The sequence below is a fragment of the Pseudomonas sp. CH61 genome (genome assembly GCF_059429415.1).
The window spans coordinates 5516111-5539121 of sequence record NZ_CM182098.1; the positions used below are offsets into that span (position 1 = coordinate 5516111).

Below are 23011 nucleotides of genomic sequence, written 5' to 3' on the forward strand. Positions count from 1 at the left end.
GGATCGCCATGGACGCTTTTAACTACCGTGGCGGGGAGCTGTTCGCGGAAGGGGTGGCGCTGTCAGCCATCGCCGACCGTTTCGGCACGCCCACCTATGTTTACTCGCGCGCACACATCGAAGCCCAGTATCTGGCTTACGCCGACGCACTGGCCGGCATGCCGCACCTGGTCTGCTTTGCCGTCAAAGCCAACTCCAACCTCGGCGTACTGAATGTCCTGGCCCGCCTCGGCGCCGGTTTCGACATCGTTTCCCGTGGCGAGCTGGAACGCGTTCTCGCCGCTGGTGGCAGCCCGGACAAGATCGTCTTCTCCGGAGTCGGCAAGACCCGTGACGACATGCGTCGCGCCCTCGAAGTCGGCGTGCACTGCTTCAACGTCGAATCCACCGACGAGTTGGAACGCCTGCAAGTGGTTGCCGCCGAGCTGGGCGTTCGTGCACCGGTATCGCTACGGGTTAACCCGGACGTCGATGCCGGCACCCACCCGTACATTTCCACCGGTCTCAAAGAGAACAAGTTCGGCATCGCCATTGCCGACGCCGAAGACGTGTACGTGCGTGCCGCACATCTGCCGAACCTGGAAGTAGTTGGCGTCGACTGCCACATCGGTTCGCAACTGACCACGCTGCCACCGTTCCTCGACGCGCTCGACCGCCTGCTGGATCTGGTCGACCGTCTCGGCGATTGCGGCATTCACCTGCGCCACATCGATCTCGGTGGTGGTCTGGGTGTGCGTTATCGTGATGAAGAGCCGCCATTGGCTGCCGACTACATCAAAGCCGTGCGCGAGCGTCTCAACGGTCGTGATCTGGCGCTGGTTTTCGAGCCAGGCCGTTTCATCGTTGCCAACGCCGGCGTGCTGCTGACTCAGGTCGAGTACCTCAAGCACACCGAACACAAGGATTTCGCCATCGTCGACGCGGCGATGAACGACCTGATCCGCCCGGCGCTGTATCAGGCGTGGATGGACGTTACCGCGGTCAAACCGCGTGACAGCGCTGCGCGCAAATACGACATCGTTGGCCCGATCTGCGAAACCGGTGACTTCCTCGCCAAGGATCGTGAACTGGCGCTGGAAGAAGGCGACCTGCTGGCCGTGCATTCGGCCGGTGCCTACGGTTTTGTGATGAGCTCCAACTACAACACCCGTGGCCGTGCCGCTGAAGTGTTGGTAGACGGTGATCAGGTTTTTGAAGTGCGCCGCCGCGAAACCGTGGCTGAGCTGTTTGCCGGCGAAAGCCTGCTGCCGGAGTAACCCATGCTGCTGCGTTTTACTAAAATGCACGGCTTGGGCAATGACTTCATGGTTCTCGACCTGGTCAGCCAGCACGCGCATATTCAGCCAAAGCACGCCAAGCAATGGGGCGACCGCCACACCGGCATCGGTTTCGACCAGTTGCTGATCGTCGAGGCGCCGAGCAACCCGGACGTGGATTTCCGTTATCGGATCTTCAATTCCGATGGCTCGGAAGTCGAGCAATGCGGCAACGGCGCGCGCTGCTTCGCCCGCTTCGTGCTCGACAAGCGTCTGACCGCGAAACGGCAGATTCGCGTCGAGACCAAGGGCGGCATCATCGAGCTGGACGTGCGTAACGACGGCCAGATCGGCGTAAACATGGGCGCCCCGCGTCTGGTGCCAGCGGATATTCCGTTCGACGCGCCAGCGCAAGCCATCAGCTATCAGCTGGAAGTCGACGGCACCACCGTCGAACTGGCCGCCGTGTCGATGGGCAACCCTCACGCAGTGCTGCGCGTGCAGGACATCAACAGCGCACCGGTGCATGAACTGGGGCCGAAAATCGAACACCATCCGCGCTTCCCGGCGCGAGTGAATGTCGGTTTTCTCCAGGTCATCGACCGCAACCGCGCGCAGCTGCGCGTGTGGGAACGTGGCGCCGGGGAAACCCAGGCCTGCGGCACCGGCGCGTGTGCAGCGGCTGTCGCTGCGATAAGCCAGGGGTGGATGGATTCGCCGCTATTGATCGACCTGCCCGGCGGGCGTCTGTCCATTGAATGGGCAGGCCCTGGCCAACCGGTGCTGATGACCGGTCCGGCAGTGCGTGTATACGAAGGACAAGTACGTCTTTGAGTGAGCAGAAACCATGACCGATAAGCCTCAGGTACCCGCCCGACAGTCCGACGAATCAGCGTCCGAGAGCCTGGAGGCGGCAGCGGTTGCCGCATACCTCGAGGCTCATCCGGACTTCTTCGTCGAGCACGAAGAACTGCTGCCCGCGATGCGCATTCCGCACCAGCGTGGCGATACCGTTTCGCTGGTCGAGCGGCAGATGACCATTCTGCGCGATCGCAATATCGAGATGCGCCACCGCCTCTCGCAGTTGATGGACGTCGCCCGCGACAACGATCGCCTGTTCGACAAGACTCGTCGGCTGATCCTCGCCCTGATGGACGCCTCCAGCCTGGAAGACGTGGTGATCAGCGTCGAAGACAGTCTGCGTCAAGACTTTCAGGTGCCTTTTGTCAGCCTGATCCTGCTCGGTGACAACCCGGCACCGGTCGGTCGCTGGGTCAGCCACGCAGACGCCCAAGTCGCCATCGGCGGCTTGCTCACCGAAGGCAAAAGCGTCAGCGGCAGCCTGCGCGAGCACGAACTGGACTTCCTCTTCGGCGAAGAACAGCGCAAGCAGATCGGCTCCACCGCTGTGGTCGCGGTCAGCCATCAAGGCATCCATGGGATTCTGGCGATCGCCAGCCGTGATCCGCAGCACTACAAGAGTTCGGTCGGTACGCTGTTCCTCAGCTACATCGCCGAAGTCATGGGCCGCGTGCTGCCACGGGTCAACAGCTCCCTGCGCTCGGTACGCTGAGCATGGAACGACAACTGGACGCTTACTGCGAACACCTGCGCAGTGAGCGACAGGTGTCGCCGCACACGCTGTCGGCCTACCGCCGCGACCTCGACAAAGTCCTTGGCTGGTGCGTCAAACAGAACATTGGCAGTTGGGCCGCGCTGGATATTCAGCGCCTGCGCAGCCTGATCGCCCGTTTGCATGCACAAGGTCAGTCCTCGCGCAGCCTCGCGCGGCTGCTGTCGGCGGTTCGTGGGCTCTACCACTATCTGAATCGCGAAGGCCTTTGTGACCATGATCCGGCGACCGGTCTGGCGCCGCCGAAAGGCGAACGTCGCCTGCCGAAAACCCTCGACACCGATCGTGCGCTGCAACTGCTTGAAGGTGCGGTCGAGGATGATTTTCTCGCGCGGCGTGACCAGGCGATTCTTGAGTTGTTCTATTCCTCCGGCCTGCGTTTGTCAGAGCTGACCGGACTCAATCTCGATCAACTCGACCTGGCCGATGGCATGGTTCAGGTACTGGGCAAGGGCAGCAAGACCCGACTGCTGCCAGTGGGCAAAAAGGCCCGTGAAGCGATCGAACAATGGCTGCCGTTGCGGGCCATGACCAACCCGGCGGACGATGCCGTGTTCGTCAGCCAGCAAGGCCGGCGCCTCGGCCCGCGAGCGATTCAGGTGCGGGTCAAACTCGCCGGTGAGCGCGAGCTGGGGCAGAACCTGCACCCGCACATGCTGCGGCACTCCTTTGCCAGCCACTTGCTGGAGTCTTCACAGGACCTGCGCGCCGTGCAGGAATTGCTCGGCCACTCGGACATCAAGACCACGCAGATTTATACCCATCTGGACTTCCAGCACCTGGCGGCGGTCTACGACAGCGCCCATCCACGGGCCAAACGCATGAAAGGCGATGATTCATGAGCATCCAGTTGATCACCTTCGACCTCGACGACACCCTGTGGGACACCGCCCCGGTGATCGTCAGCGCCGAAGCGGTATTGCGCGAATGGCTGAGCGAACATGCGCCGAACCTGGGCGCCGTGCCAGTGGAGCATTTGTGGGCGATTCGTGAGCGCGTATTGGCTAACGAGCCGGGCCTCAAGCATCGGATCAGCGCGCTACGTCGGCGGGTGTTGTTTCATGCGATGGAAGACGCCGGGTACGCCCATGACGAAGCATCCGACCTGGCCGACAAGGGCTTTGAAGTGTTCCTGCATGCGCGGCATCAGATCGAAGTGTTCCCTGAAGTAGAGCCCGTGCTGGAGATTCTCGCCAATCACTATGCGCTTGGCGTGGTCACCAATGGCAATGCCGATGTGCGCCGGTTGGGGTTGGCGGACTACTTCAAGTTTGCGTTGTGCGCGGAAGACATCGGCATCGCCAAACCTGATGCACGGCTGTTTCATGAAGCGTTACAGCGCGGTGGCGCCACGGCCGAAACCGCAGTTCATATTGGTGATCATCCGGGTGATGACATTGCCGGGGCGCAGCAGGCGGGGTTGCGGGCAATCTGGTTTAACCCGGCGGGCAAAGTCTGGGAAGCGGATCGTCTGCCGGATGCCGAGATTCGCAGCCTGAGTGATTTGCCAGCGGTGCTTGCCCGCTGGAATGCCCTCTCGAACTGACAAAGTTCCCTTGTAGGAGTGAGCCTGCTCGCGATAGCGGTGTGTCAGATACATCTGGGCTGACTGACACACCGCTATCGCGAGCAGGCTCACTCCCACAGGGGAATTGCGTTCACTTCAATTGCGGAATTCCAGACATGAAAAAGCCCGCAGCGACGGCGGGCTTTTTCAGCAAGCAAGCGGCACGCCTCAGATAGGGCGGCTGCCGTACTTGTTGTCGGGCTTCTTCGGAGGATCGGCGACCACATTGGCCTCCACTTCCTGAACCTTGCCGCCGCGCGACAGGAACTCTTCCATGGCCTTGGCCAGGGCGTCGCGTTCCTTGTTCTTGGCTTCAATGCTCGGCAACTCATCTACCGACACCGCAGCCTTGGCTTTGCCTTTGGCAGCCGGGGCCGGCGTATCGTCGCCACCATCGTCGTCAGCAACGTCTTCCGCTGCTGCTTCCAAGCCTTCCTCGGCCTCGTCTTCGTCGCCTACTTCGAGGTCGTCGTTTTCCAGATCATCGTCGCTCATGTTCTACCTCATGACTTGCGAAAAGCAGATTAGTTATAGACCAGCTTTGGCAACTGTCGAAAGTCGCCGTTAAAAAATCAGTAACCATTGGTGACCAACGGTTTATGCCCCTTCACCGTGCAAGGTGGCGAGGACTTTTCGAGCACCGCCATGATCACGGTGCTCGCCCAGATAAACGCCTTGCCAGGTCCCCAGTGCCAAACGACCTGCCGAAACCGGCAGACTGATCTGGCAGCCAAGCACGCTGGCCTTGAAGTGCGCCGGGAGGTCGTCCAGGCCTTCGTCGTTATGCTCATAGCCGTCTGCTCCTTGTGGGATCAGACGATTGAAAAATCGTTCGAAGTCGCGACGTACCGCCGGATCGGCGTTCTCGTTGATGGTCAACGACGCCGAGGTATGCTGCAGCCACAAATGCAACAGACCGACCCGGCACTCCCTGAGTTCAGGCAGGCCAGCGAGTAACTCGTCCGTTACCAGATGAAAGCCCCGGGGCCGTGCCCGCAGGGTTATCAGAGTCTGTTGCCACATACAGTTCTCCGCACGTTCGGGGCGCATTCTAGCGCGCTCTGGGAAAAAACAAAGGCCCTAATATTCCTGCAATGATGTAAGCCATTGGCCGCAGAAAAACGCTCGTCGTAAACACGACCAAAGCCGTACGAAAAATCCTTTCAGCTGTTCTCTCTGCGACAAATTCCAGACAAAAAAATGCCCGGCGAACCGGGCAAGTTTTTTAATGCGCGTACTTACAGGTTGTAGCCGCGTTCGTTGTGTTGTGCCAGATCGAGGCCGACCGACTCTTCTTCCTCGGTCACACGCAGACCCATGACGGCGTCGAGGACCTTGAGGATGATAAAGGTGACGATCGCGGTGTAGATCACCGTGAAGCCCACGCCTTTGACCTGAATCCACACTTGCGCACCGATATCGGTGACGGTGCCGAAGCCACCCAGAGCAGGAGCTGCGAACACACCGGTGAGGATCGCGCCGAGGATACCGCCGATACCGTGCACGCCGAAGGCATCCAGGGAGTCGTCATAACCCAGTTTGCGTTTCAGCGTGGTGGCGCAGAAGAAGCACACCACGCCTGCAGCCAGACCGATGACCAGTGCGCCCATCGGGCCCACGGTGCCGGCAGCCGGAGTGATCGCGACCAGACCGGCCACCACACCCGAGGCGATGCCCAGCGCGCTTGGCTTGCCGTGGGTGACCCACTCGGCAAACATCCAGCCCAGCGCGGCGGCGGCGGTAGCGATCTGAGTGACCAGCATCGCCATGCCGGCAGTGCCGTTGGCCGCCGCAGCGGAACCGGCGTTGAAGCCGAACCAGCCGACCCACAGCATCGCCGCGCCCATCAGGGTGTAACCGAGGTTGTGCGGGGCCATCGGGGTGGTCGGGAAGCCTTTACGCTTGCCCAATACCAGGCAGGCAATCAGACCGGCGACACCGGCGTTGATGTGCACCACGGTGCCGCCCGCGAAGTCGAGCACGCCCCAGTCCCACATCAAGCCGCCGTTGCCGGACCAGACCATGTGCGCGATCGGCGCGTAAACCAGGGTGAACCAGATAGCCATGAAGATCAGCATCGCGGAGAACTTCATCCGCTCAGCGAACGCACCGACGATCAGCGCCGGGGTGATGATCGCGAAGGTCATCTGGAAGGTGATGAACACCGCCTCAGGGAACAACGCCGCAGGACCGGTCAGGCTCGAGGGCGTGACACCGGCGAGGAACGCCTTGCCCATGCCGCCGAAGAACGAGTTGAAGTTGACGACGCCCTGCTCCATGCCGGTGGTGTCGAACGCAATGCTGTAGCCATAAATGACCCACAGGATGCTGATCAGACCGGTAATGGCGAAGCACTGCATCATCACGGAAAGAATGTTTTTCGAGCGAACCATGCCGCCGTAGAACAGCGCCAGGCCGGGAATGGTCATGAACAGCACAAGTGCCGTTGAGGTCAGCATCCAGGCAGTGTCGCCGGAATTGAGGACCGGGGCCGCCACTTCGTCTGCCGCCATTGCAAGGCTTGGCATTACGATAGACAACAGGGCTCCTAGCCCTGCGAATTTACGCAGAGTCATATTGTTTTCTCCTGGGGCGTTGGGGTTTGTGGCGGCGGTTAAATCGCGTCGGTATCGGTTTCGCCGGTACGGATGCGGATCGCCTGTTCCAGATTGACCACGAAGATCTTGCCGTCACCGATCTTGCCGGTGTTGGCCGCTTTGGTGATCGCCTCGATCACCCGATCCAGATCCTTGTCGTCGATGGCCACGTCGATTTTCACCTTGGGCAGAAAATCGACCACATATTCCGCGCCGCGATACAGCTCGGTGTGACCCTTCTGCCGGCCGAAGCCTTTGACTTCAGTAACGGTAATGCCCTGCACGCCGATTTCGGACAGCGACTCGCGCACGTCGTCCAACTTGAACGGCTTGATGATGGCAGTGACTAGCTTCATGAAAACTCTCTCCCGAATTGGTGGACTTGCCCCAGGAAAACAAACCCGACTCAAGTCTAAGCGCAGTGCCTGGCTTTGTAACGCATCGTCGGCCGTACCTGCCCGACTGACGCCAGCTAACCGCTGCCGACGAAACTCCCCGCTCCGTCTGCCGCACTGCATTCGTCACAGCGACTGCATCAGTGCATGGGTCGAAGGTGACTAAGCAGAAACCTTGCCATCTCGCCAAAATCCCCTGATTTCAATCCCTTGGCCGCTGTCGCACGCCATCCCGTGCGAAACCCCATCCGGATACGCACAACAACGGTGCGTCGCCATCCGTCCGCCTGCGCGAAAAGCGTGCATCCCTGACCACGAGATTGACTATAGACACTGCGTGATACACTGCCGGCCATTGTTTCCAGGACATCCACCATGCTCGCGCCCAAAGACTTCCTCGACGCCCTGAGCGGCACCGCCTCCCGCCTTTTCAGCGGCGACACCCCGCTGCCGAAAGCCGAAATCGAAAGCCAGTTCAAGATGCTGCTGCAAAGTGCCTTCAGCAAACTCGACCTGGTCAGCCGCGAAGAATTCGACAGCCAGATGGTCGTACTGGCCCGCACCCGCGCTCGCCTCGAAAGCCTCGAAGCCAAGGTTGCCGAGATGGAAGCCAAGCTGACGCCGCCCGCCGAATAATCCGCGCCCCCTGTAAGAGCTGCCGAAGGCTGCGATCTTTTGATCTCCAGCCCTTCAATCTTCTCGGCAACTTCCTACAACTTGCACCACCGCCGTCCGATTGCGCCGAAAAGCCCAGGTTTCTAAGCTCATCCGATGCTGAATGTTCAGCACCGGGTTTGGCGACCCGAACAGCTTAAGGCGCACGACAACCATGATGGCGGCTACATTTACCGCCACATCGTTTCATGGCGGTTGTGCGTGGGAGACCTTCGGGTCTGCCGGGTTCCTTTTGCTCCGGTTCGCCAACCCGCGTACAACTGCCACCCAATCGTTTGGCGACGATTGAGGGCAGCCCCTTAAGCAAGAGGAACTGCACAATGAATCAAGAAGAGACTTATCTGACCCCGCACATCTTCACCCGCCACAAACTCCCCCTCCACGCCCTCCTCATCCAGAACCAACCCTGGTTCTGCGCCCGAGACCTGAGTCGCCTGCTACACATCTACCTCAACGAACGCATGCTGCGAAAACTCGACCCCGACCAATACCAAACCCACAAAACCTTGATCCACAACCAGATCGAAAACACCCTGCTGATCAGCGAATCCGGCATCTACGCCCTCCTCGTCTACCACTACTGCCCCGAATACCGAGCCCTGCGCGAATGGCTCACCCACCAGGTCATCCCCACCCTGCGCGACGCCCAACACCCCAGCACAAGCGAACGCCCACACCTCAGCTTGCTCAACTGGCCGGACATGACGTTGAGTTTGTTGCATTGGAATAATCAGCCGTGGATACGGTTGCAAGATGTGCCACACATGGTGACGGAGCGAGAACAGGCAAACCGCACGGTTGTGAACTCATGGTGGAGAAAGGCTCTGCAATTGATCTGAATTTTTGCGCTGCAACCTCACCAAAGGTCATTTCAGCGATACCACTGAAATGACCTTTTTTGTGTCTTCGTTATCTCCACCCCTCCTACTCCGAAATCCTCCACTCACAGAAGTAACGTCCTACAAAACGCGTCCGCCACGTCTGATTTCGCTGCCCCCTCTCTGCTGGCTATCTTCTGCGACCAGATCCAAACAGATGAAAACAATGAGAAGAAAAGGCAAAGCAACGGATCTTCGTAACCAGACATTCAGATCAAACTCGCGAAAGATCGCCTACAAATTCTTTCTCAAGGACATTGCCCCGAGAATCCCAAATATTGATGCAGCAGCGGTCAAGTTTGAGCCAATTACCCCAGCAGCGATAAAGCAATACTTTCTCTGGGAGGGGCCAACAGTTTTCCCTTGGGATGACGTTGCAGACTGGAAAAGTAAAGATGCGAAAGGTCTGGATTTGGCGATATGGTACAAACAGACTCTTTGCGGCATGTGCTATGCGACCCCGCGCGCAAGCTCTATCTGCTTAAAGATTGTTCTGTTGGAAGGGCATCCGGATAGGGCGCACCCGCTTCGCGGCAGGATCGCGCCAATTGCTCTGCTTGTCGCAGATCACTATGCGCGAGCGCTAGGATGCAAAGAAATCGAGATTCAGGATCCTGATCCGAATGTTGTTTTTTACTACCGGAAACTGGGGTTCGAATTCGACCACACCAACCGGCTTGTCATTTCTGTGAACGGTCAATAACATCGAAATCAACAACCCAATCGCACGAGGTGCGTATGAGCCCAAAAAAGCGAAAGGCAAAGCTTCTTCAGATTGTTGAACTACATCTCGAAGCACTCCGGTTGGCTGGGGATATGTCAGCCAACCAACGGCGATTTATTGAAGTTGCTGTTACGTGTGGGCCAGAGCTTGAGCCAAGCGGCCCGCTGGCCGGTAAAAGATCCTGAGTCAAAAATAAAAAGGCGTCCATAGGACGCCTTTTTTGTGTTTGGAGGAGTAGTCGCAGCGATTCTTTAGCTCCTGGCTTTGCAACCATGGGTTCAGAATCCGACGAGCTGGCCCGTCGTCACTACTTCAGAGAAACCAGCTTTCTCTGCTGCCAAAAATGCGGGGGAGCTTTTACTGGTGCCCAGTCCCGACGAATGCGCAGTTGCAGTCCTCGAGCGGGAGGATCCGTCAATGCCGGGCGAGAGTCAACGCTCCAATTCAGGCAAGCAGTGACAGCCCATCGGGTCTTGATACGTCTTGTAAACCTCTATTTCAGCACTGAAACCCGGCTCAACTACCCTTCAAAAACCCGCAGGAAGCGGCCCCCGATTCAGCTCAAGGAACGACCATGTCTCTCTCCATCGTCCACAGTCGCGCCCAGATTGGCGTGGAAGCCCCCGCTGTCACCGTCGAAGTTCATCTGGCCAATGGTCTGCCGTCGCTGACCATGGTCGGTCTGCCCGAGGCGGCGGTGAAGGAGAGCAAGGATCGGGTGCGCAGCGCGATCATCAATTCCGGGCTGCAGTTTCCGGCGCGGCGGATCACCTTGAATCTGGCACCGGCGGATCTGCCCAAGGATGGTGGGCGGTTTGATCTGGCAATTGCCTTGGGGATTCTGTCGGCGAGTGTGCAGGTGCCGTGTCTGACGCTGGATGATGTGGAATGTCTGGGTGAGTTGGCGTTGTCCGGCGCAGTACGGGCGGTGCGTGGCGTGTTGCCGGCAGCGTTGGCGGCGCGCAAGGCGGGGCGTGCGCTGGTGGTGCCGCGCGCGAATGCCGAGGAGGCGTGTCTGGCCTCGGGGTTGAAGGTGTTTGCGGTAGATCATTTGCTGGAGGCGGTGGCGCATTTCAATGGGCATACGCCGGTTGAGCCCTATGTATCTGACGGGTTGATGCATGCCAGCAAGCCCTATCCGGACTTGAATGAAGTGCAGGGCCAACTGGCGGCGAAACGGGCGTTGCTGATTGCTGCTGCGGGTGCGCATAACCTGCTGTTCAGCGGGCCTCCGGGAACCGGTAAAACATTGTTGGCCAGCCGATTGCCGGGCCTGCTTCCGCCGCTGACCGAAAGTGAAGCGCTGGAGGTCGCGGCGATTCAGTCAGTTGCCAGTGGCGCGCCACTGACCCATTGGCCGCAGCGTCCCTTCCGGCAACCGCACCATTCGGCATCCGGGCCGGCACTGGTCGGTGGCAGCTCAAAACCGCAACCCGGCGAAATCACCCTGGCCCATCATGGTGTGTTGTTTCTCGACGAACTGCCGGAGTTTGATCGCAAGGTCCTGGAGGTCCTGCGCGAGCCTTTGGAGTCCGGGCATATCGTCATCGCCCGGGCCAAGGATCGCGTGCGTTTTCCCGCGCGCTTTCAGTTGGTGGCCGCGATGAACCCGTGCCCCTGTGGATATCTTGGCGAACCCAGTGGCAAGTGTTCGTGCACGCCGGACATGGTCCAACGCTATCGCAACAAGTTGTCAGGGCCGCTACTGGACCGAATCGATTTGCACTTGACGGTAGCGCGGGAGGCGACAGCGCTGAACCCTGCGGTAAAGCCAGGAGAAGACAGCGCCAGTGCGGCCGCGTTGGTAGCCGAGGCTCGCGAGCGACAACAGAAACGCCAGGGATGTGCCAATGCGTTTCTTGATCTGCCAGGCCTGCGTCGTCACTGCAAGTTATCCACAGCCGATGAGACCTGGCTGGAGTCAGCCTGTGAACGGCTGACCCTGTCACTGCGCTCGGCGCACAGGTTGCTCAAGGTCGCCAGGACATTGGCCGATCTGAGCCAGGAAAAGGACATCACGCGCGAACACTTGGCGGAGGCTTTGCAGTATCGCCCGGCAACACAATGAAAATGACAACGCTCCTCGCAACGGACTGCCCCGAAAATAACCATCGAGCGCTGATGGCCATTGACCGACATGTGATATAACGACAGCGCTCTTTTTTACGACTTATCCGTCTATCGTCAAGACATCGAGCATTTTTCAGCGTGGAAATGGAGGCGGGATATCATGGACAAGATTTCTACTGTTCACCGGGCAAAGCCGCTCGATCAACCAGTGTATTCATAATCCAGGCCAAACCTGGCCTGGGTGCGTGTATCTGGTCATTAGCTTAAATCCAGACAACTAAAAAAGCCCTCGCCCGACGTTATTACTCCGTTTGACATTGGCCTTATTTAAACAACTAAAAAAGCAAAACTTCATTATGAAAACAGTTTATTTGCTCAGCAACGTGGCGGACGGTGGCAAAACATATCTCGAGTATCTGATCCCGGCGCTCAACTCGCTTCGAGAAAAATATAACTGTGTCGTCCTCAATACTGATCGCACCGGCTCAAGCCGGGAGGAAGTCGAAGCCGTCCTCGATTACCCGGTAAGGCAGGTTGGCAATGACTTCATTGCGAGCCTGAAATCGCAGGTTGTCATCTCAAATGATGCCTACGCCGGGCGTCTGCTGGACCATTCAAATTTTGGCATCTTCATCAGCCACGGCAATGTCGGGATGCCGACCAAAGACAAGTATTACTACGCTGAGCTGACCTCTTACTGGGATGCGATCATCTCCTCTTCCCGGTCGGGCTTTGATTTGATGACGGCCGGGCTGCAGGCATACCGTCGCGACAGAAAGGCCCTGAAAACAATGTTGATCGATGGGCTGGCCTTGCGTTCGGACATGCGCATCACCAGCCCGGTGGCTACGCTGCCGGTGAAGATTCCCGGCATCTTTGAATCATCACCGCCTTCGAAAAAAACCTCGGACGACTATGTCGTAGGGCTTCTGCCGACCCAAGTGGGTATCTGCCCGAACGGGGCGACACTGTATGAAAACCTGCAGACCGTCATCAATGCAGTCAAGTCGCAAATTCCCCACGCAACCTTCATCTTGCGTCCGTATATGGCCGAACTTTCCCATCCGACCGTGAAGGATCTGTGCGAACAACTGTCTGCCCATGACTGGATAACCATCGACAAGGCAGGCACCAGCAGCACGGTTTTCTACGCACAATGCGACACGGTCATCACCGATGCATCCACCGGTGGCGTTTCGTTCATGCTCAACACCTGCAAGCTGCCGATTTATTACGTGCCCTTTACCGAAGAGAGCAATCTCACGGTCGACGCCTGGCTAAAGCAAATGGACAACCTGTTGCCAATTGCCAGAAGCAGCAATGAGCTCAGAGACATGGCACTAGGGTTCAGCCTGCTGAAACCGGAAGATAGCTATTACATATACAACAAGTTCTACCAGGCACAATACCGCGACTTGCCCCTGCCTCAGGAAGTGTTCCACGACCTGATTGAATACCGGCACGAGTCGAAGTATTGCCCGCTCTCGATTGACTCTTTCGGGGACATTAACGAGCGGGGCAAACAGTAAAATAACGCAGGCCTGACCTCATGCGAGGAAACAGCCTGCCGATACACTCGAATCGAACACAAGTCAGAACACTATGAAATGTGATGCGGGTGGACAGGTAATCTGGATTACGGGCCTTTCAGGAGCGGGCAAATCAACGCTGGCCGGTGAATTGGTTGCCAGACTGCGTGCTGAAAGACGATCGGTGGTCATGCTCGATGGCGATGAATTGCGCGAAGTATTCGGCGCAGCCGCTGCCAACTCACAGAACCATGGCCGCGAAGGTCGCCTGGCCCTCGCTCTGCAATACGCTCGTCTGTGCAAAATGATCGCTGCACAGGGACAAACCGTGGTGATCGCCACGATCTCGCTGTTTCGCGAGGTTCACGAGTGGAACCGCGCCCACCTGCCCAAATATTTCGAGATTTATCTGAAGGTGCCCGTCGAGGAGTTGCGTCGTCGCGACCCCAAGGACATCTATCGCCGTTTCGATGCAGGCGAACTGCACAACGTTGCCGGGCTCGACCTGGCCATTGATGAACCGCTGGCCGCCGACTGCCTGGTTGAGTTCAATCGCGAACGCTCCAGCCAACGTCTGGCCGATGATTTGCTCCCTAAAATTCTTCGAAGGAACTGACTATGAAAACCGAATGGGACTACACCACCCTAGCCGATGCCTATTTGAAGCGCCCTGACTACGCCGACGCGGCCATCGACGCCATGCTGTCGATTGCCGGTGCCGAGCAAGGCGACAAGTTCTGCGACGTCGGCGCGGGTGTTGCGCACTTGACGCTGATGCTGGCCGCCCGCGGCCTGGATGTCACAGCGGTAGAACCCAACGACGCGATGCGCGGTAATGGCATCAAGCGCACCGCCGAACTGCCGAACGTCAAATGGCACGAAGGCACCGGTGAAGCTACCGGCCAGTCGACGCAAGCGTTCGACATGGTCACCTTCGGCAGCTCCTTCAACGTCTGCGATCGTCAGCAGGCCCTCAAGGAAACCGCGCGCATTCTCAAGCCGCGCGGCTGGTTTGCCTGCATGTGGAACCACCGCAATCTGGAAGACCCGATCCAGGCGCGCATCGAAGCGATCATCAAAGAGCGCGTGGCCGGTTATGGCTACGGCACCCGTCGCGAAGACCAGACTGCCGTGATCGACGCCAGCGAACTGTTCGGCCCGGTCGTGCATCTGGATGCCCGCGTGATTCACGAGCAGTCGATCGAAGAATGCCTCGAAGCCTGGCGCTCGCACGCCACGCTGGAACGTCAGGCTGGCGCCAGCTTCCATGAAGTGATCGCGGCCATCGACGACTACCTGAAAAGCCTGCAGACGCCGTCGATCCAGATTCCGTACTCGACCAACATCTGGGTTGCTCAACTGAGATAACCGCTGATGGCCCTGCATTTCTCAACCAAGGCCGGCACCCTGACCAGCCTGCAAGGGCAGCTCGCCTCGGCGCACATTGCGCCGTTGCTGGCGTTCACTGTGGCGGACTGGCAACTGGATCAGCGCGCCTGCGTTGAGAACATCCAGCGTCGGCTGCCGAGCGCTCCGTGGATCGTACGCTCCAGTTGCGGACGCGAGGACAGTGCGCAGGCGTCATTCGCCGGCGCTTTCCTGTCGGTGCCGAATGTCGATGAGGCTGGACTGGTCTCGGCGATCGAACAGGTCATCGCCAGTTACGGCGATGTGCACCTGACTGACGAGATCCTGATTCAGCCAATGCTCGGCAATGTGCTGCGCTCCGGCGTGGCCTTCTCTCACGACCCCAACACCTGCGCACCGTATCGCGTGGTGAACTGGTCGGAGGGCGATGACACCGCCGCCGTCACTGGCGGCATGGGTGGGCGGCTCTGGCAGCAGGCGGCGCACAGTGCAGTGGCAGCGCCCGCGTCGCTCGCACCGGTGGTGGCCTTGCTCGAGGAATTGCTCAGCCTGTTTGGTGATCGGCCGGTCGACTGCGAGTTCGCAGTCACCCGCGATGCTGAAGGCGAGACACTCTGGCTGCTGCAAGCCCGGCCATTGATTCTGCCGACGGCGCCTGAGTCTGCGGCCACCCAGTTCGCCCGCCTGCAAAGCATTCAGAGCAAAGTCGAACGCGGCATGCGTCCGCATCCATTTCTGATCGGTCAGCGCACGGTGTACGGCGTAATGCCCGACTGGAACCCGGCCGAGATCATCGGTATCCGGCCCAAACCGCTGGCGCTTTCGTTGTATCGGGATCTGGTCACTGACTCGATCTGGGCCTACCAGCGCCACAACTATGGCTACCGTAACTTGCGCAGCTTCCCGCTGATGCCGCATTTTTTCGGTCTGCCGTATATCGACGTGCGCCTGTCGTTCAACTCGTTTATTCCGGCCGATCTTGATGAAGGACTGGCGGGGCGCTTGGTCGATTACTACATCGATCGCTTGCTGGCGGAACCGACGCTGCACGACAAGGTAGAGTTCGAGATCGTTTTCTCCTGCTACACCCTCGACTTGTCGCAGCAACTGGAACGTTTGCGCAGTGCCGGTTTTCTTGAGCATGAACTGGACGCCATCAGCACCAGTCTGCGCAAGCTGACCAACCGCATCGTGCACCCCAAGGACGGTTTGTGGCGCAGCGATGCCAACAAGCTCGAGGTGCTCAACGCTCGTCGCGAAGAGCTGCTGGCCTCCAATGCCGATCCGCTCGAACGCATCTATTGGCTGCTGGAGGATGCCAAGCGTTACGGCACGCTGCCCTTCGCCGGGCTGGCCCGCGCCGGGTTTGTTGCCGTGCAGATGCTGCGATCGCTGGTCAGCGTCGGCGTGTTTTCGCAGGCGGATTACGATGCGTTCATGGCCGGGGTTTCCACGGTCAGCGGGCAGTTGGCCCGTGACCGCGCCACCCTCGACAAAACCACGTTCCTCGCCCGTTACGGGCATTTGCGACCGGGCACTTACGACATCCTCTCGCCGCGTTACGACGAGGCGCCGGAGCTGTATTTCGACTGGACGCAAAGCCCCGCCGCGCCGGAACCGCTGCGACCGTTTTCCCTGACGCTGCCGCAGATGCGCGAAATCGTCAAACAGCTCGAAGCCCATGGCCTGCAGCCTGATCCGGTGGGATTGCTGGACTTCCTGCAGAACGGCATCGAGTTGCGCGAGCTGGCCAAGTTTCACTTCACGCGTAACCTCTCCGATGCCTTGGCGCTGATCGCGCAGGTCGGTGCGCAGTACGGCATTGATCGTGAGGATCTGGCCTATTGCGACATCAGCGCCTTCCAGGAGCTGCATGTCGCCGCAGCAGATCCGAAGGAAGTGCTGATGCGCAGCATCGAACAGGGCAAGGCGCGTTACGCCGAAACGCTCAAGGTGTCGCTACCGCCGGTGATCACCTGCCCAGAAGATGTCTGGTGTTTCGAGTGGCCGGAAACGGCGCCCAACTTCATCACGCAAAAACGCGTGACCGCGCCGGTGGTGCTGTGTGATGACCGGGAAAAGCTTGCCGGGGCGATCGTCTGCATTCCCAATGCCGATCCGGGGTTTGACTGGCTGTTCGCCTACCCGATTGCCGGGCTGATCACCGCGTGGGGCGGGGCCAATTCGCACATGGCGATCCGTGCCGGTGAACTTGGTTTGCCGGCGGTGATTGGCGCCGGCGAAGTGCTCTACCGTCGCTGGTCGACGGCGGACTTTCTGCACCTCGATTGTCCGGGGCGCCGAGTAGAGCTGATGTCATGAAAGTGGCCGCGATCAGCCAGCGTGTCGACACACACCCTGAGCGCGGCGAAAGCCGTGACGCGCTGGATCAGCGCCTGATCGCGTTTGTGCTGGCGGCAGGCTTTATCCCTGTGCCAGTGCCCAACGACTGGAAATCACCCGATGACCTCGACCGCTGGCTGGCGGCGGTAAACCCGCAAGCCATCGTGCTGTCGGGCGGCAATGACATCGGTCAGTGCCCGGCTCGCGACCTCACCGAAAGCAGGCTGCTGGACCACGCACAGGCGCGCCATCTGCCGTTGCTGGGGATTTGCCGGGGTATGCAGATGCTTGCGCACTGGTCGGGTGTCTCGTTGAAACCGGTCACCGGCCATGTACGCACCCGGCATCAGTTATCCGGGCAGATCGCCGCCGAGGTCAACAGCTATCACTCCCTCGCCCTCGCCGATTGCCCGCCCGGGTTCGAGGTGCTGGCGCGCAGCGAGGACGGCGAAATCGAAGCGATCCGCCACCTGCAACGACCGTGGCAGGGCTGGATGTGGCACCCGGAGCGTGAAAACGATTTCGCGTCGCACGACCTTCAGCGTCTGCAGCAACTGTTTGGCGAAACCGAATCCACTGAAGAACTCACGGGATAGACCTGTTGTGAAAGCCATTATTCTGGCTGCCGGACGTGGCAGCCGCATGAAAAGCCTCACCGATGAACGTCCAAAATGTCTGGTCGAATTGCGCGGTAAACCGCTGCTGGAATGGCAGCTGGAGTCATTGCGGGCAGCGGGTATCAGCGACATCGCGGTGGTGACCGGCTACAAGCGCGAGCTGCTGGCAGGGCGTGGTCTGAGCGAGTTTCACAACCCGCGCTGGGCCGAAACCAACATGGTTTCGTCACTGGCCTGCGCCGAGTCCTGGCTTCAGGGCGAGCCGTGCATCGTCAGCTATTCGGATATTTTCTACAGCCCTGTTGCCGTGCAGTCGTTGATCAACTGCGAAGCAACGCTGGCCGTAACCTACGATCCCAACTGGTTGCAACTGTGGACCGAGCGCTTCGGCGACCCGTTGCTGGATGCCGAAACCTTTCGCCTGAGCGCCACGCACACATTGGCCGAAATCGGCAACAAGCCGCAATCGGTGGACGATGTTCAGGGGCAGTACATGGGGCTTTTGCGCTTCACGCCCGAAGGCTGGGCGGAAGTCGTACGGCTGCGTGCCGAACTGTCGCCGCAGCAACGTGACAGCATGCACATGACCAACACCCTGCAACGCGTTATCGATGCCGGTCGTGTGCCGATTGAAGCCGTCGCCTACACCGGCGAATGGGGAGAGGTCGACTCCAGTGAAGACCTCTCGGTGTATCAATAAGGCGCCGGCGTCTTAACGGAAGCGGTCAACCTCCTGACGCAGTTCGGCCGCCAGGCTTTCCAGTTCCTTGGCGGTCACGGCCAGATTCGACACCACTTCACGCTGCTCACTGTTAGCCATGGCAATGCTTTGCAGGTTGCTGCTCAGCAAGGTCGCTGTGCTGCTCTGCTCCTGAGTCGCCGTGGTAATCGCGGCAAACTGCTGACCCGCCGAACGGCTCTGCTCATCGATGCGCGCCAGCGCCGAGGCGACATTGGCGTTACGCGACAGACCTTCCTGCATCAGCACATTGCCCTGTTCCATGGTGCTGATCGCGTTGCCGGTTTCCTGCTGGATGCTGTGGATCATGCTGGAAATTTCATCCGTGGCCTGGCGAGTTCGCGAGGCGAGGCTGCGCACTTCATCCGCAACCACGGCAAAGCCGCGTCCTTGTTCGCCGGCACGGGCGGCTTCAATAGCGGCGTTGAGTGCCAGCAAGTTGGTTTGTTCGGCAATCGAAGTAATCACGCCGACGATGCCGCCAATTTCCTGCGAACGCTGACCGAGGGTGTTGATCACGGTGGCGGTGCTGTTCAGGGCGCCAGCGATTTGCTCCAGCGAGGACGACGCTTCTTCCATCGAGCTGCGACCAATCTGCGTTTGCTGAGCGTTTTCCTGCGCCAGACGCTGGGTCGCGCCCATGTTGTCGGCAATGTTCAGCGAGGTTGCGCTGAACTCTTCCACCGCACCGGCCATGCTGGTGATTTCGCCAGACTGCTGCTCCATGCCCTCATAAGCACCGCCGGACAAACCGGACAACGCCTGCGCACGGCTGTTAACTTCTTGCGAGGCACGACGGATGTGCTCAACCATGGTCGATAAAGCCTGACTCATCTGATTGAACGCGCGAGACAGCTGACCGATTTCGTCGTTGCTCGAGACGTTCAGACGCACGCTCAGATCACCGGCGCCCAAGGCCTCGGCCTGACGTACCAGATCGCTCAGTGGTGCCAGTTTGCTGCGCAGCAACCAGACTACGGAACCGACCGCCAACAACATCGCCAACAGGCTGCCAATAGCCAATTGCGTACCGACGCTCCAAGTCACCGCGCGAATCTCGGCTTTCGGCATGCTCGCCACGACCGACCACGGCCCGCCGTCGAAAGGCACGGCAACGCTGTAGAAATCCTCGGACTTGTCGTCCCAGAACTGACCTTTGCCCGGTGTTTTCGCCAGACCATTGATCACCGGAATCGCCTGATCCAGTGCCTGCACACCCGCCGGGGCGACCAGCCATTTGTTTTGCTCGTCGAGCAGCGCCAGGGAACCGGTCTGGCCGATGCGGAAGCGCTTCAGGTTATCGAACTGGGCATTCTGCGCGTCGGTGTAATCGAAGCCGACGAACAGCACTGCAATCACCTTGCCGCTGCCGTCACGCACTGGCGTGTACTGAGTCATGTAGGAACGATCGAACAGCAAGGCGCGACCGACATACCCCTGTCCTGCCATCAGCTTCGCGTAGGCCGGGTGTGCGTGGTCGAGCAAGGTGCCGATGGCGCGAGTGCCGTCCTGTTTGGTCAGCGAGGTGCTGACCCGTACGAAGTCTTCGCCGCTGCGCACGAACAGTGTGGCAACACCGGCGGTCATTTGCTTGAACTCGTCGACTTCCTTGAAGTTGTTGTTCAAGACTTCGCTGCCCAGGTGCAAGCCCGGGGTCTGGGTGCCTGCCACCGTCACCGGTTCACTCGGGTGAATGCTCAGACCCGCGCTGAAGCGCTTCTCGAACAACCCGCTCAGGCGCTGGGTGCTTTCACGCAGCGTGCCGTGAAAGGTACTCAGTTGGTCGGCCAGCAGCCGTGCCTCACTGGCCAGATGCTCTTCACGGGTGGCGAGGTTGGCGGAATCCAGCGAACGCAAGGCGAACACCGTACTGCCACTGATGACTATCGCCAGTATCACGGCGAGGGCGAGGCCTAACTGTGAGGCGATCCGAGCGCGAGGTTGAGACATGACAGCTCCTGGCCGAACTTTCCGATCCTCCTTGATCGCAGCTCGGATAATTTTTAATAGTGGGGGTGAATCGTGGATACCGGCACGACGGTTCCACATGCACGTATTCGGCGGTAAAGCCGAATACTTGAGCGAGCAGCAGGGTTATGGCACAAGGCCGGCATTGTGGCGGCTCGAACGTTTCAGCTCAAGCGTCTTACATCCGGCAGTTCCATGGCGCGGACTTCGCCTTGCAGAAAGTCGCTGAGGCGGCGCAAACGTTCACCGCCCGGACGGGTTTTTGGCCACACCAGGTAATAATTCAGTCCGCTGGCGACCGCCGTTGGCCACGGCAGGCTCAGGCGTCCTTGCGCGACGTCCTCGGCAACCATCAACAGATCGCCCATCGACACACCGTAGCCGCGCGCCGCTGCGATCATCCCCAACTCGAGGGTATCGAACACCTGCCCGCCCTTGAGCGACACCTGATCGGACAGCCCCATCTGCTCCAGCCAACTGCGCCAGTCGCGACGGTCGGGTGTCGGGTGAAGTAACTCAGTACAGGCCAGCCGAGCCAGATCCCACGGCTGATCGTTCAGCAGGTTAGGCGCCCCCACCGGAATCAGCTCTTCAGGAAACAGCAGGCTGGCCTCCCAGTCCGGCAGAAAATGCCCGTCACTCAACAACACAGCACAGTCGAAAGGCTCATCGTTGAAGTCCACCGAATCGACATCCATCCAGGCGCTGGTCAGTTGCACTTCGTTGCCCGGCTGCAAGTGGCGGAAGCGACTGAGCCGCGCCAGCAGCCAGCGCATGGTCAGGGTCGACGGCGCCTTCATGCGCAGAATGTCGTCTTCGGCGCGCAAGGTATTGCAGGCCCGCTCCAGCGCACCGAAGCCTTCGCGGATTCCCGGCAACAGCAAACGCGCCGCTTCGGTCAGCTGCAGGTTGCGACCACTGCGATGGAATAGCCGGCAAGCGAAATGATCTTCCAGGGTTCGAATATGCCGACTGACTGCGCTCTGGGTGATCGACAACTCTTCCGCCGCACGGGTGAACGAACTGTGCCGTGCCGCCGCTTCAAATGCGCGCAGGGCATACAAGGGAGGAAGACGACGGGACATACAGAAAGCTCCTATAGCGGGATGCAGCCGGACTGACAGAATCTACTCAGGATGAGTTTTACTCATGCAATCCATCCTTTTTATCCCTTTGTGCAACGCCTGCCAAGCGCCGAGAATCAACGCTCTCCTGTTCCCTCTGAAATCGACTGGTGATGACCATGCAGCATCCTGTGCGTACCGAACTCTGGGCCATCCTGCGGCTGGCAGGGCCGTTGATTGCTTCACAGTTGGCGCACATGTTGATGGTGCTGACTGACACCTTGATGATGGCGCGCCTCAGTCCGGAAGCGTTGGCTGGCGGCGGACTGGGTGCGGCGACTTATTCGTTCGTGTCGATTTTCTGCATCGGCGTGATTGCGGCGGTCGGCACGCTGGTGGCGATTCGCAAAGGTGCCGGCGACATCATTGGCGCCGCACGGCTGACCCAGGCCGGGTTGTGGCTGGCGTGGCTGATGGCGCTGGGCGCCGGGCTGCTGTTGTGGAACCTGAAACCGGTTTTGCTGTTGTTCGGCCAGACCGAAACCAACGTAAACGCTGCCGGGCAATTTCTGATTGCCCTGCCCTTCGCCCTGCCCGGTTATTTGAGCTTCATGGCCCTGCGCGGTTTCACCAGTGCAATCGGCCGGGCAACCCCGGTGATGGTCATCAGCCTTGCCGGCACGGTGGCGAATTTCCTGCTCAATTACGCGCTGATCACCGGCATGTTCGGCCTGCCGAAAATGGGCCTGACGGGGATCGGACTGGTCACGGCAATCGTTGCCAACTGCATGGCGTTGGCATTGGCCTGGCACATCCGTCGGCATCCGGCGTATGACGCTTATCCATTGCGTGCAGGCTTGTCGCGACCCAACGGGCAATATCTCAAAGAATTGTGGCGTCTCGGCCTGCCAATCGGCGGCACCTACGCGGTGGAGGTCGGTTTGTTCGCCTTCGCGGCGCTGTGCATGGGCACCATGGGCAGCACGCAGTTGGGCGCGCACCAGATTGCCCTGCAGATTGTTTCGGTGGCATTCATGGTGCCGGCGGGCATGTCGTATGCGATCACCATGCGTGTCGGCCAGCATTACGGTGCCGGGCAATTGAGCGATGCGCGGATGTCCGGGCGGGTCGGGATCGTCTTTGGCGCCGTGGTCATGCTGGGTTTCTCCATGGTGTTCTGGTTGCTGCCGAATCAGTTGGTCGGGTTGTTCCTCGATCACAACGATCCGGCGTTTGCCGAGGTGATTCGTCTGGCGGTGAGCCTGCTGGCGGTGGCGGCGTGGTTTGAGTTGTTCGACGGCACGCAGACGATTGCCATGGGCTGCATTCGAGGGCTCAAGGATGCCAAGACCACGTTTCTGGTCGGGCTCGGCTGCTATTGGCTGATCGGTGCACCGGCCGCGTGGTGGATGGCGTTCCACCTCAACTGGGGGCCGACGGGCGTCTGGTGGGGGTTGGCGCTGGGGTTGGCGTGTGCGGCGGTGAGTTTGACGCTGGCGTTTGAATGGAAGATGAAGCGGATGATTCGGCTGGAGCCTGCGTCATCAAGTCAGTTCACTGTCCCGCAGACCGACTGAGATCCCTTGTA

General features: G+C 59.6%; 22 protein-coding genes. 16 read left to right on the top strand and 6 right to left on the bottom strand.

Annotated features, from left to right (window positions below; genetic code table 11):
- Positions 1–8 precede the first annotated feature (8 nt).
- Genes lysA through AC5SEM_RS24920 form a run of 5 tightly spaced genes read left to right on the top strand, consistent with a single transcriptional unit; the run spans position 9 to position 4435 of the window.
- A complete protein-coding gene (gene lysA / locus AC5SEM_RS24900) occupies positions 9–1256 on the top strand; it encodes a diaminopimelate decarboxylase (protein ID WP_134175978.1) in 1248 nt (415 codons plus the stop codon).
- Positions 1257–1259: 3 nt separating this feature from the next.
- Complete coding sequence (gene dapF, locus AC5SEM_RS24905; RefSeq protein ID WP_064389522.1) at positions 1260–2090, top strand: diaminopimelate epimerase; 831 nt, start codon at positions 1260–1262, stop codon at positions 2088–2090.
- Between the two features lie 13 nt (positions 2091–2103).
- Positions 2104–2829 (top strand): DUF484 family protein, encoded by a 726-nt coding sequence (locus AC5SEM_RS24910; protein WP_127930209.1) that lies wholly within the window; start codon positions 2104–2106, stop codon positions 2827–2829.
- Positions 2830–2831: 2 nt separating this feature from the next.
- Entirely contained in the window at positions 2832–3731 is a 900-nt protein-coding gene (xerC, locus tag AC5SEM_RS24915) for a tyrosine recombinase XerC (protein WP_034152032.1), read from the top strand.
- Positions 3728–4435: an HAD family hydrolase gene (locus tag AC5SEM_RS24920; RefSeq protein ID WP_495471486.1), complete on the top strand. Its 708-nt coding sequence runs from the start codon at positions 3728–3730 to the stop codon at positions 4433–4435. The genes xerC and AC5SEM_RS24920 overlap by 4 nt, the downstream gene beginning before the upstream one ends.
- 189 nt (positions 4436–4624) lie before the next feature.
- On the opposite strand, the gene sutA is transcribed toward AC5SEM_RS24920, so the two are convergent.
- The 4 genes from sutA to glnK all read right to left on the bottom strand — a co-directional run bounded on the left by sutA (position 4625) and on the right by glnK (position 7409).
- Positions 4625–4951: a dormancy-specific transcriptional regulator SutA gene (gene sutA, locus AC5SEM_RS24925; protein ID WP_007920420.1), complete on the bottom strand. Its 327-nt coding sequence runs from the start codon at positions 4949–4951 to the stop codon at positions 4625–4627.
- 102 nt (positions 4952–5053) lie between these two features.
- Positions 5054–5479, bottom strand: a complete 426-nt coding sequence (locus tag AC5SEM_RS24930) for a secondary thiamine-phosphate synthase enzyme YjbQ (protein ID WP_077575016.1) — start codon at positions 5477–5479, stop codon at positions 5054–5056.
- Positions 5480–5694: 215 nt separating this feature from the next.
- Positions 5695–7032 (bottom strand): ammonium transporter, encoded by a 1338-nt coding sequence (locus tag AC5SEM_RS24935; RefSeq protein WP_038359173.1) that lies wholly within the window; start codon positions 7030–7032, stop codon positions 5695–5697.
- Between the two features lie 38 nt (positions 7033–7070).
- A complete protein-coding gene (glnK, locus tag AC5SEM_RS24940; RefSeq protein ID WP_002555808.1) occupies positions 7071–7409 on the bottom strand; it encodes a P-II family nitrogen regulator in 339 nt (112 codons plus the stop codon).
- Positions 7410–7823: 414 nt separating this feature from the next.
- Between glnK and AC5SEM_RS24945 the strand changes: the two genes are divergently transcribed.
- The 10 genes from AC5SEM_RS24945 (at position 7824) to AC5SEM_RS24990 (ending at position 18352) form a co-directional block, all read left to right on the top strand.
- Positions 7824–8084, top strand: a complete 261-nt coding sequence (locus tag AC5SEM_RS24945) for an accessory factor UbiK family protein (RefSeq protein WP_007920416.1) — start codon at positions 7824–7826, stop codon at positions 8082–8084.
- Between the two features lie 359 nt (positions 8085–8443).
- Positions 8444–8962, top strand: a complete 519-nt coding sequence (locus AC5SEM_RS24950) for a BRO-N domain-containing protein (protein WP_116028494.1) — start codon at positions 8444–8446, stop codon at positions 8960–8962.
- Positions 8963–9158: 196 nt separating this feature from the next.
- Positions 9159–9704 (top strand): N-acetyltransferase, encoded by a 546-nt coding sequence (locus tag AC5SEM_RS24955; RefSeq protein ID WP_311196406.1) that lies wholly within the window; start codon positions 9159–9161, stop codon positions 9702–9704.
- 595 nt (positions 9705–10299) lie between these two features.
- A complete protein-coding gene (locus tag AC5SEM_RS24960; RefSeq protein WP_077575019.1) occupies positions 10300–11793 on the top strand; it encodes a YifB family Mg chelatase-like AAA ATPase in 1494 nt (497 codons plus the stop codon).
- Between the two features lie 358 nt (positions 11794–12151).
- Positions 12152–13324 (top strand): hypothetical protein, encoded by a 1173-nt coding sequence (locus AC5SEM_RS24965; RefSeq protein ID WP_495471487.1) that lies wholly within the window; start codon positions 12152–12154, stop codon positions 13322–13324.
- A gap of 73 nt (positions 13325–13397) precedes the next feature.
- On the top strand, positions 13398–13940 hold the full coding sequence (locus AC5SEM_RS24970) for an adenylyl-sulfate kinase (protein WP_137218490.1): 543 nt from the start codon (positions 13398–13400) through the stop codon (positions 13938–13940).
- Between the two features lie 2 nt (positions 13941–13942).
- Positions 13943–14692, top strand: coding sequence for a class I SAM-dependent methyltransferase (locus tag AC5SEM_RS24975; RefSeq protein WP_077575022.1), 750 nt, complete (start codon positions 13943–13945; stop codon positions 14690–14692).
- A gap of 6 nt (positions 14693–14698) precedes the next feature.
- Positions 14699–17014: a PEP/pyruvate-binding domain-containing protein gene (locus tag AC5SEM_RS24980; RefSeq protein WP_495471488.1), complete on the top strand. Its 2316-nt coding sequence runs from the start codon at positions 14699–14701 to the stop codon at positions 17012–17014.
- Complete coding sequence (locus AC5SEM_RS24985) at positions 17011–17631, top strand: gamma-glutamyl-gamma-aminobutyrate hydrolase family protein (RefSeq protein ID WP_495471489.1); 621 nt, start codon at positions 17011–17013, stop codon at positions 17629–17631. Before AC5SEM_RS24980 ends, AC5SEM_RS24985 begins: the two co-directional genes overlap by 4 nt.
- Before the next feature lie 7 nt (positions 17632–17638).
- Positions 17639–18352: a phosphocholine cytidylyltransferase family protein gene (locus AC5SEM_RS24990; RefSeq protein WP_495471490.1), complete on the top strand. Its 714-nt coding sequence runs from the start codon at positions 17639–17641 to the stop codon at positions 18350–18352.
- A gap of 12 nt (positions 18353–18364) precedes the next feature.
- Here the strand turns inward: AC5SEM_RS24990 and AC5SEM_RS24995 are convergent, their stop codons facing one another.
- Together AC5SEM_RS24995 and AC5SEM_RS25000 are read right to left on the bottom strand one after the other, a co-directional pair.
- Entirely contained in the window at positions 18365–20341 is a 1977-nt protein-coding gene (locus AC5SEM_RS24995; protein WP_077575026.1) for a methyl-accepting chemotaxis protein, read from the bottom strand.
- A gap of 182 nt (positions 20342–20523) precedes the next feature.
- Positions 20524–21444, bottom strand: a complete 921-nt coding sequence (locus AC5SEM_RS25000; protein WP_495471491.1) for a LysR substrate-binding domain-containing protein — start codon at positions 21442–21444, stop codon at positions 20524–20526.
- A gap of 158 nt (positions 21445–21602) precedes the next feature.
- On the opposite strand from AC5SEM_RS25000, the gene AC5SEM_RS25005 reads away from it, so the two are divergent.
- Positions 21603–23000: a NorM family multidrug efflux MATE transporter gene (locus AC5SEM_RS25005; protein ID WP_495471492.1), complete on the top strand. Its 1398-nt coding sequence runs from the start codon at positions 21603–21605 to the stop codon at positions 22998–23000.
- The last annotated feature ends 11 nt before the right edge of the window (positions 23001–23011 follow it).

Coding starts and splice junctions, on each gene's coding strand:
- xerC (WP_034152032.1), top strand. CDS start 2,832: ATGGAACGACAACTGGACGCTTACTGCGAACACCTGCGCAGTGAGCGA.
- AC5SEM_RS24985 (WP_495471489.1), top strand. CDS start 17,011: ATGAAAGTGGCCGCGATCAGCCAGCGTGTCGACACACACCCTGAGCGC.
- dapF (WP_064389522.1), top strand. CDS start 1,260: ATGCTGCTGCGTTTTACTAAAATGCACGGCTTGGGCAATGACTTCATG.
- AC5SEM_RS24965 (WP_495471487.1), top strand. CDS start 12,152: ATGAAAACAGTTTATTTGCTCAGCAACGTGGCGGACGGTGGCAAAACA.
- AC5SEM_RS24910 (WP_127930209.1), top strand. CDS start 2,104: ATGACCGATAAGCCTCAGGTACCCGCCCGACAGTCCGACGAATCAGCG.
- glnK (WP_002555808.1), bottom strand. CDS start 7,409: ATGAAGCTAGTCACTGCCATCATCAAGCCGTTCAAGTTGGACGACGTG.
- AC5SEM_RS24960 (WP_077575019.1), top strand. CDS start 10,300: ATGTCTCTCTCCATCGTCCACAGTCGCGCCCAGATTGGCGTGGAAGCC.
- AC5SEM_RS24995 (WP_077575026.1), bottom strand. CDS start 20,341: ATGTCTCAACCTCGCGCTCGGATCGCCTCACAGTTAGGCCTCGCCCTC.
- AC5SEM_RS24975 (WP_077575022.1), top strand. CDS start 13,943: ATGAAAACCGAATGGGACTACACCACCCTAGCCGATGCCTATTTGAAG.
- AC5SEM_RS24945 (WP_007920416.1), top strand. CDS start 7,824: ATGCTCGCGCCCAAAGACTTCCTCGACGCCCTGAGCGGCACCGCCTCC.
- AC5SEM_RS24950 (WP_116028494.1), top strand. CDS start 8,444: ATGAATCAAGAAGAGACTTATCTGACCCCGCACATCTTCACCCGCCAC.
- lysA (WP_134175978.1), top strand. CDS start 9: ATGGACGCTTTTAACTACCGTGGCGGGGAGCTGTTCGCGGAAGGGGTG.
- AC5SEM_RS24980 (WP_495471488.1), top strand. CDS start 14,699: ATGGCCCTGCATTTCTCAACCAAGGCCGGCACCCTGACCAGCCTGCAA.
- AC5SEM_RS25005 (WP_495471492.1), top strand. CDS start 21,603: ATGCAGCATCCTGTGCGTACCGAACTCTGGGCCATCCTGCGGCTGGCA.
- AC5SEM_RS24970 (WP_137218490.1), top strand. CDS start 13,398: ATGAAATGTGATGCGGGTGGACAGGTAATCTGGATTACGGGCCTTTCA.
- AC5SEM_RS24955 (WP_311196406.1), top strand. CDS start 9,159: ATGAAAACAATGAGAAGAAAAGGCAAAGCAACGGATCTTCGTAACCAG.
- AC5SEM_RS25000 (WP_495471491.1), bottom strand. CDS start 21,444: ATGTCCCGTCGTCTTCCTCCCTTGTATGCCCTGCGCGCATTTGAAGCG.
- AC5SEM_RS24920 (WP_495471486.1), top strand. CDS start 3,728: ATGAGCATCCAGTTGATCACCTTCGACCTCGACGACACCCTGTGGGAC.
- AC5SEM_RS24935 (WP_038359173.1), bottom strand. CDS start 7,032: ATGACTCTGCGTAAATTCGCAGGGCTAGGAGCCCTGTTGTCTATCGTA.
- sutA (WP_007920420.1), bottom strand. CDS start 4,951: ATGAGCGACGATGATCTGGAAAACGACGACCTCGAAGTAGGCGACGAA.
- AC5SEM_RS24930 (WP_077575016.1), bottom strand. CDS start 5,479: ATGTGGCAACAGACTCTGATAACCCTGCGGGCACGGCCCCGGGGCTTT.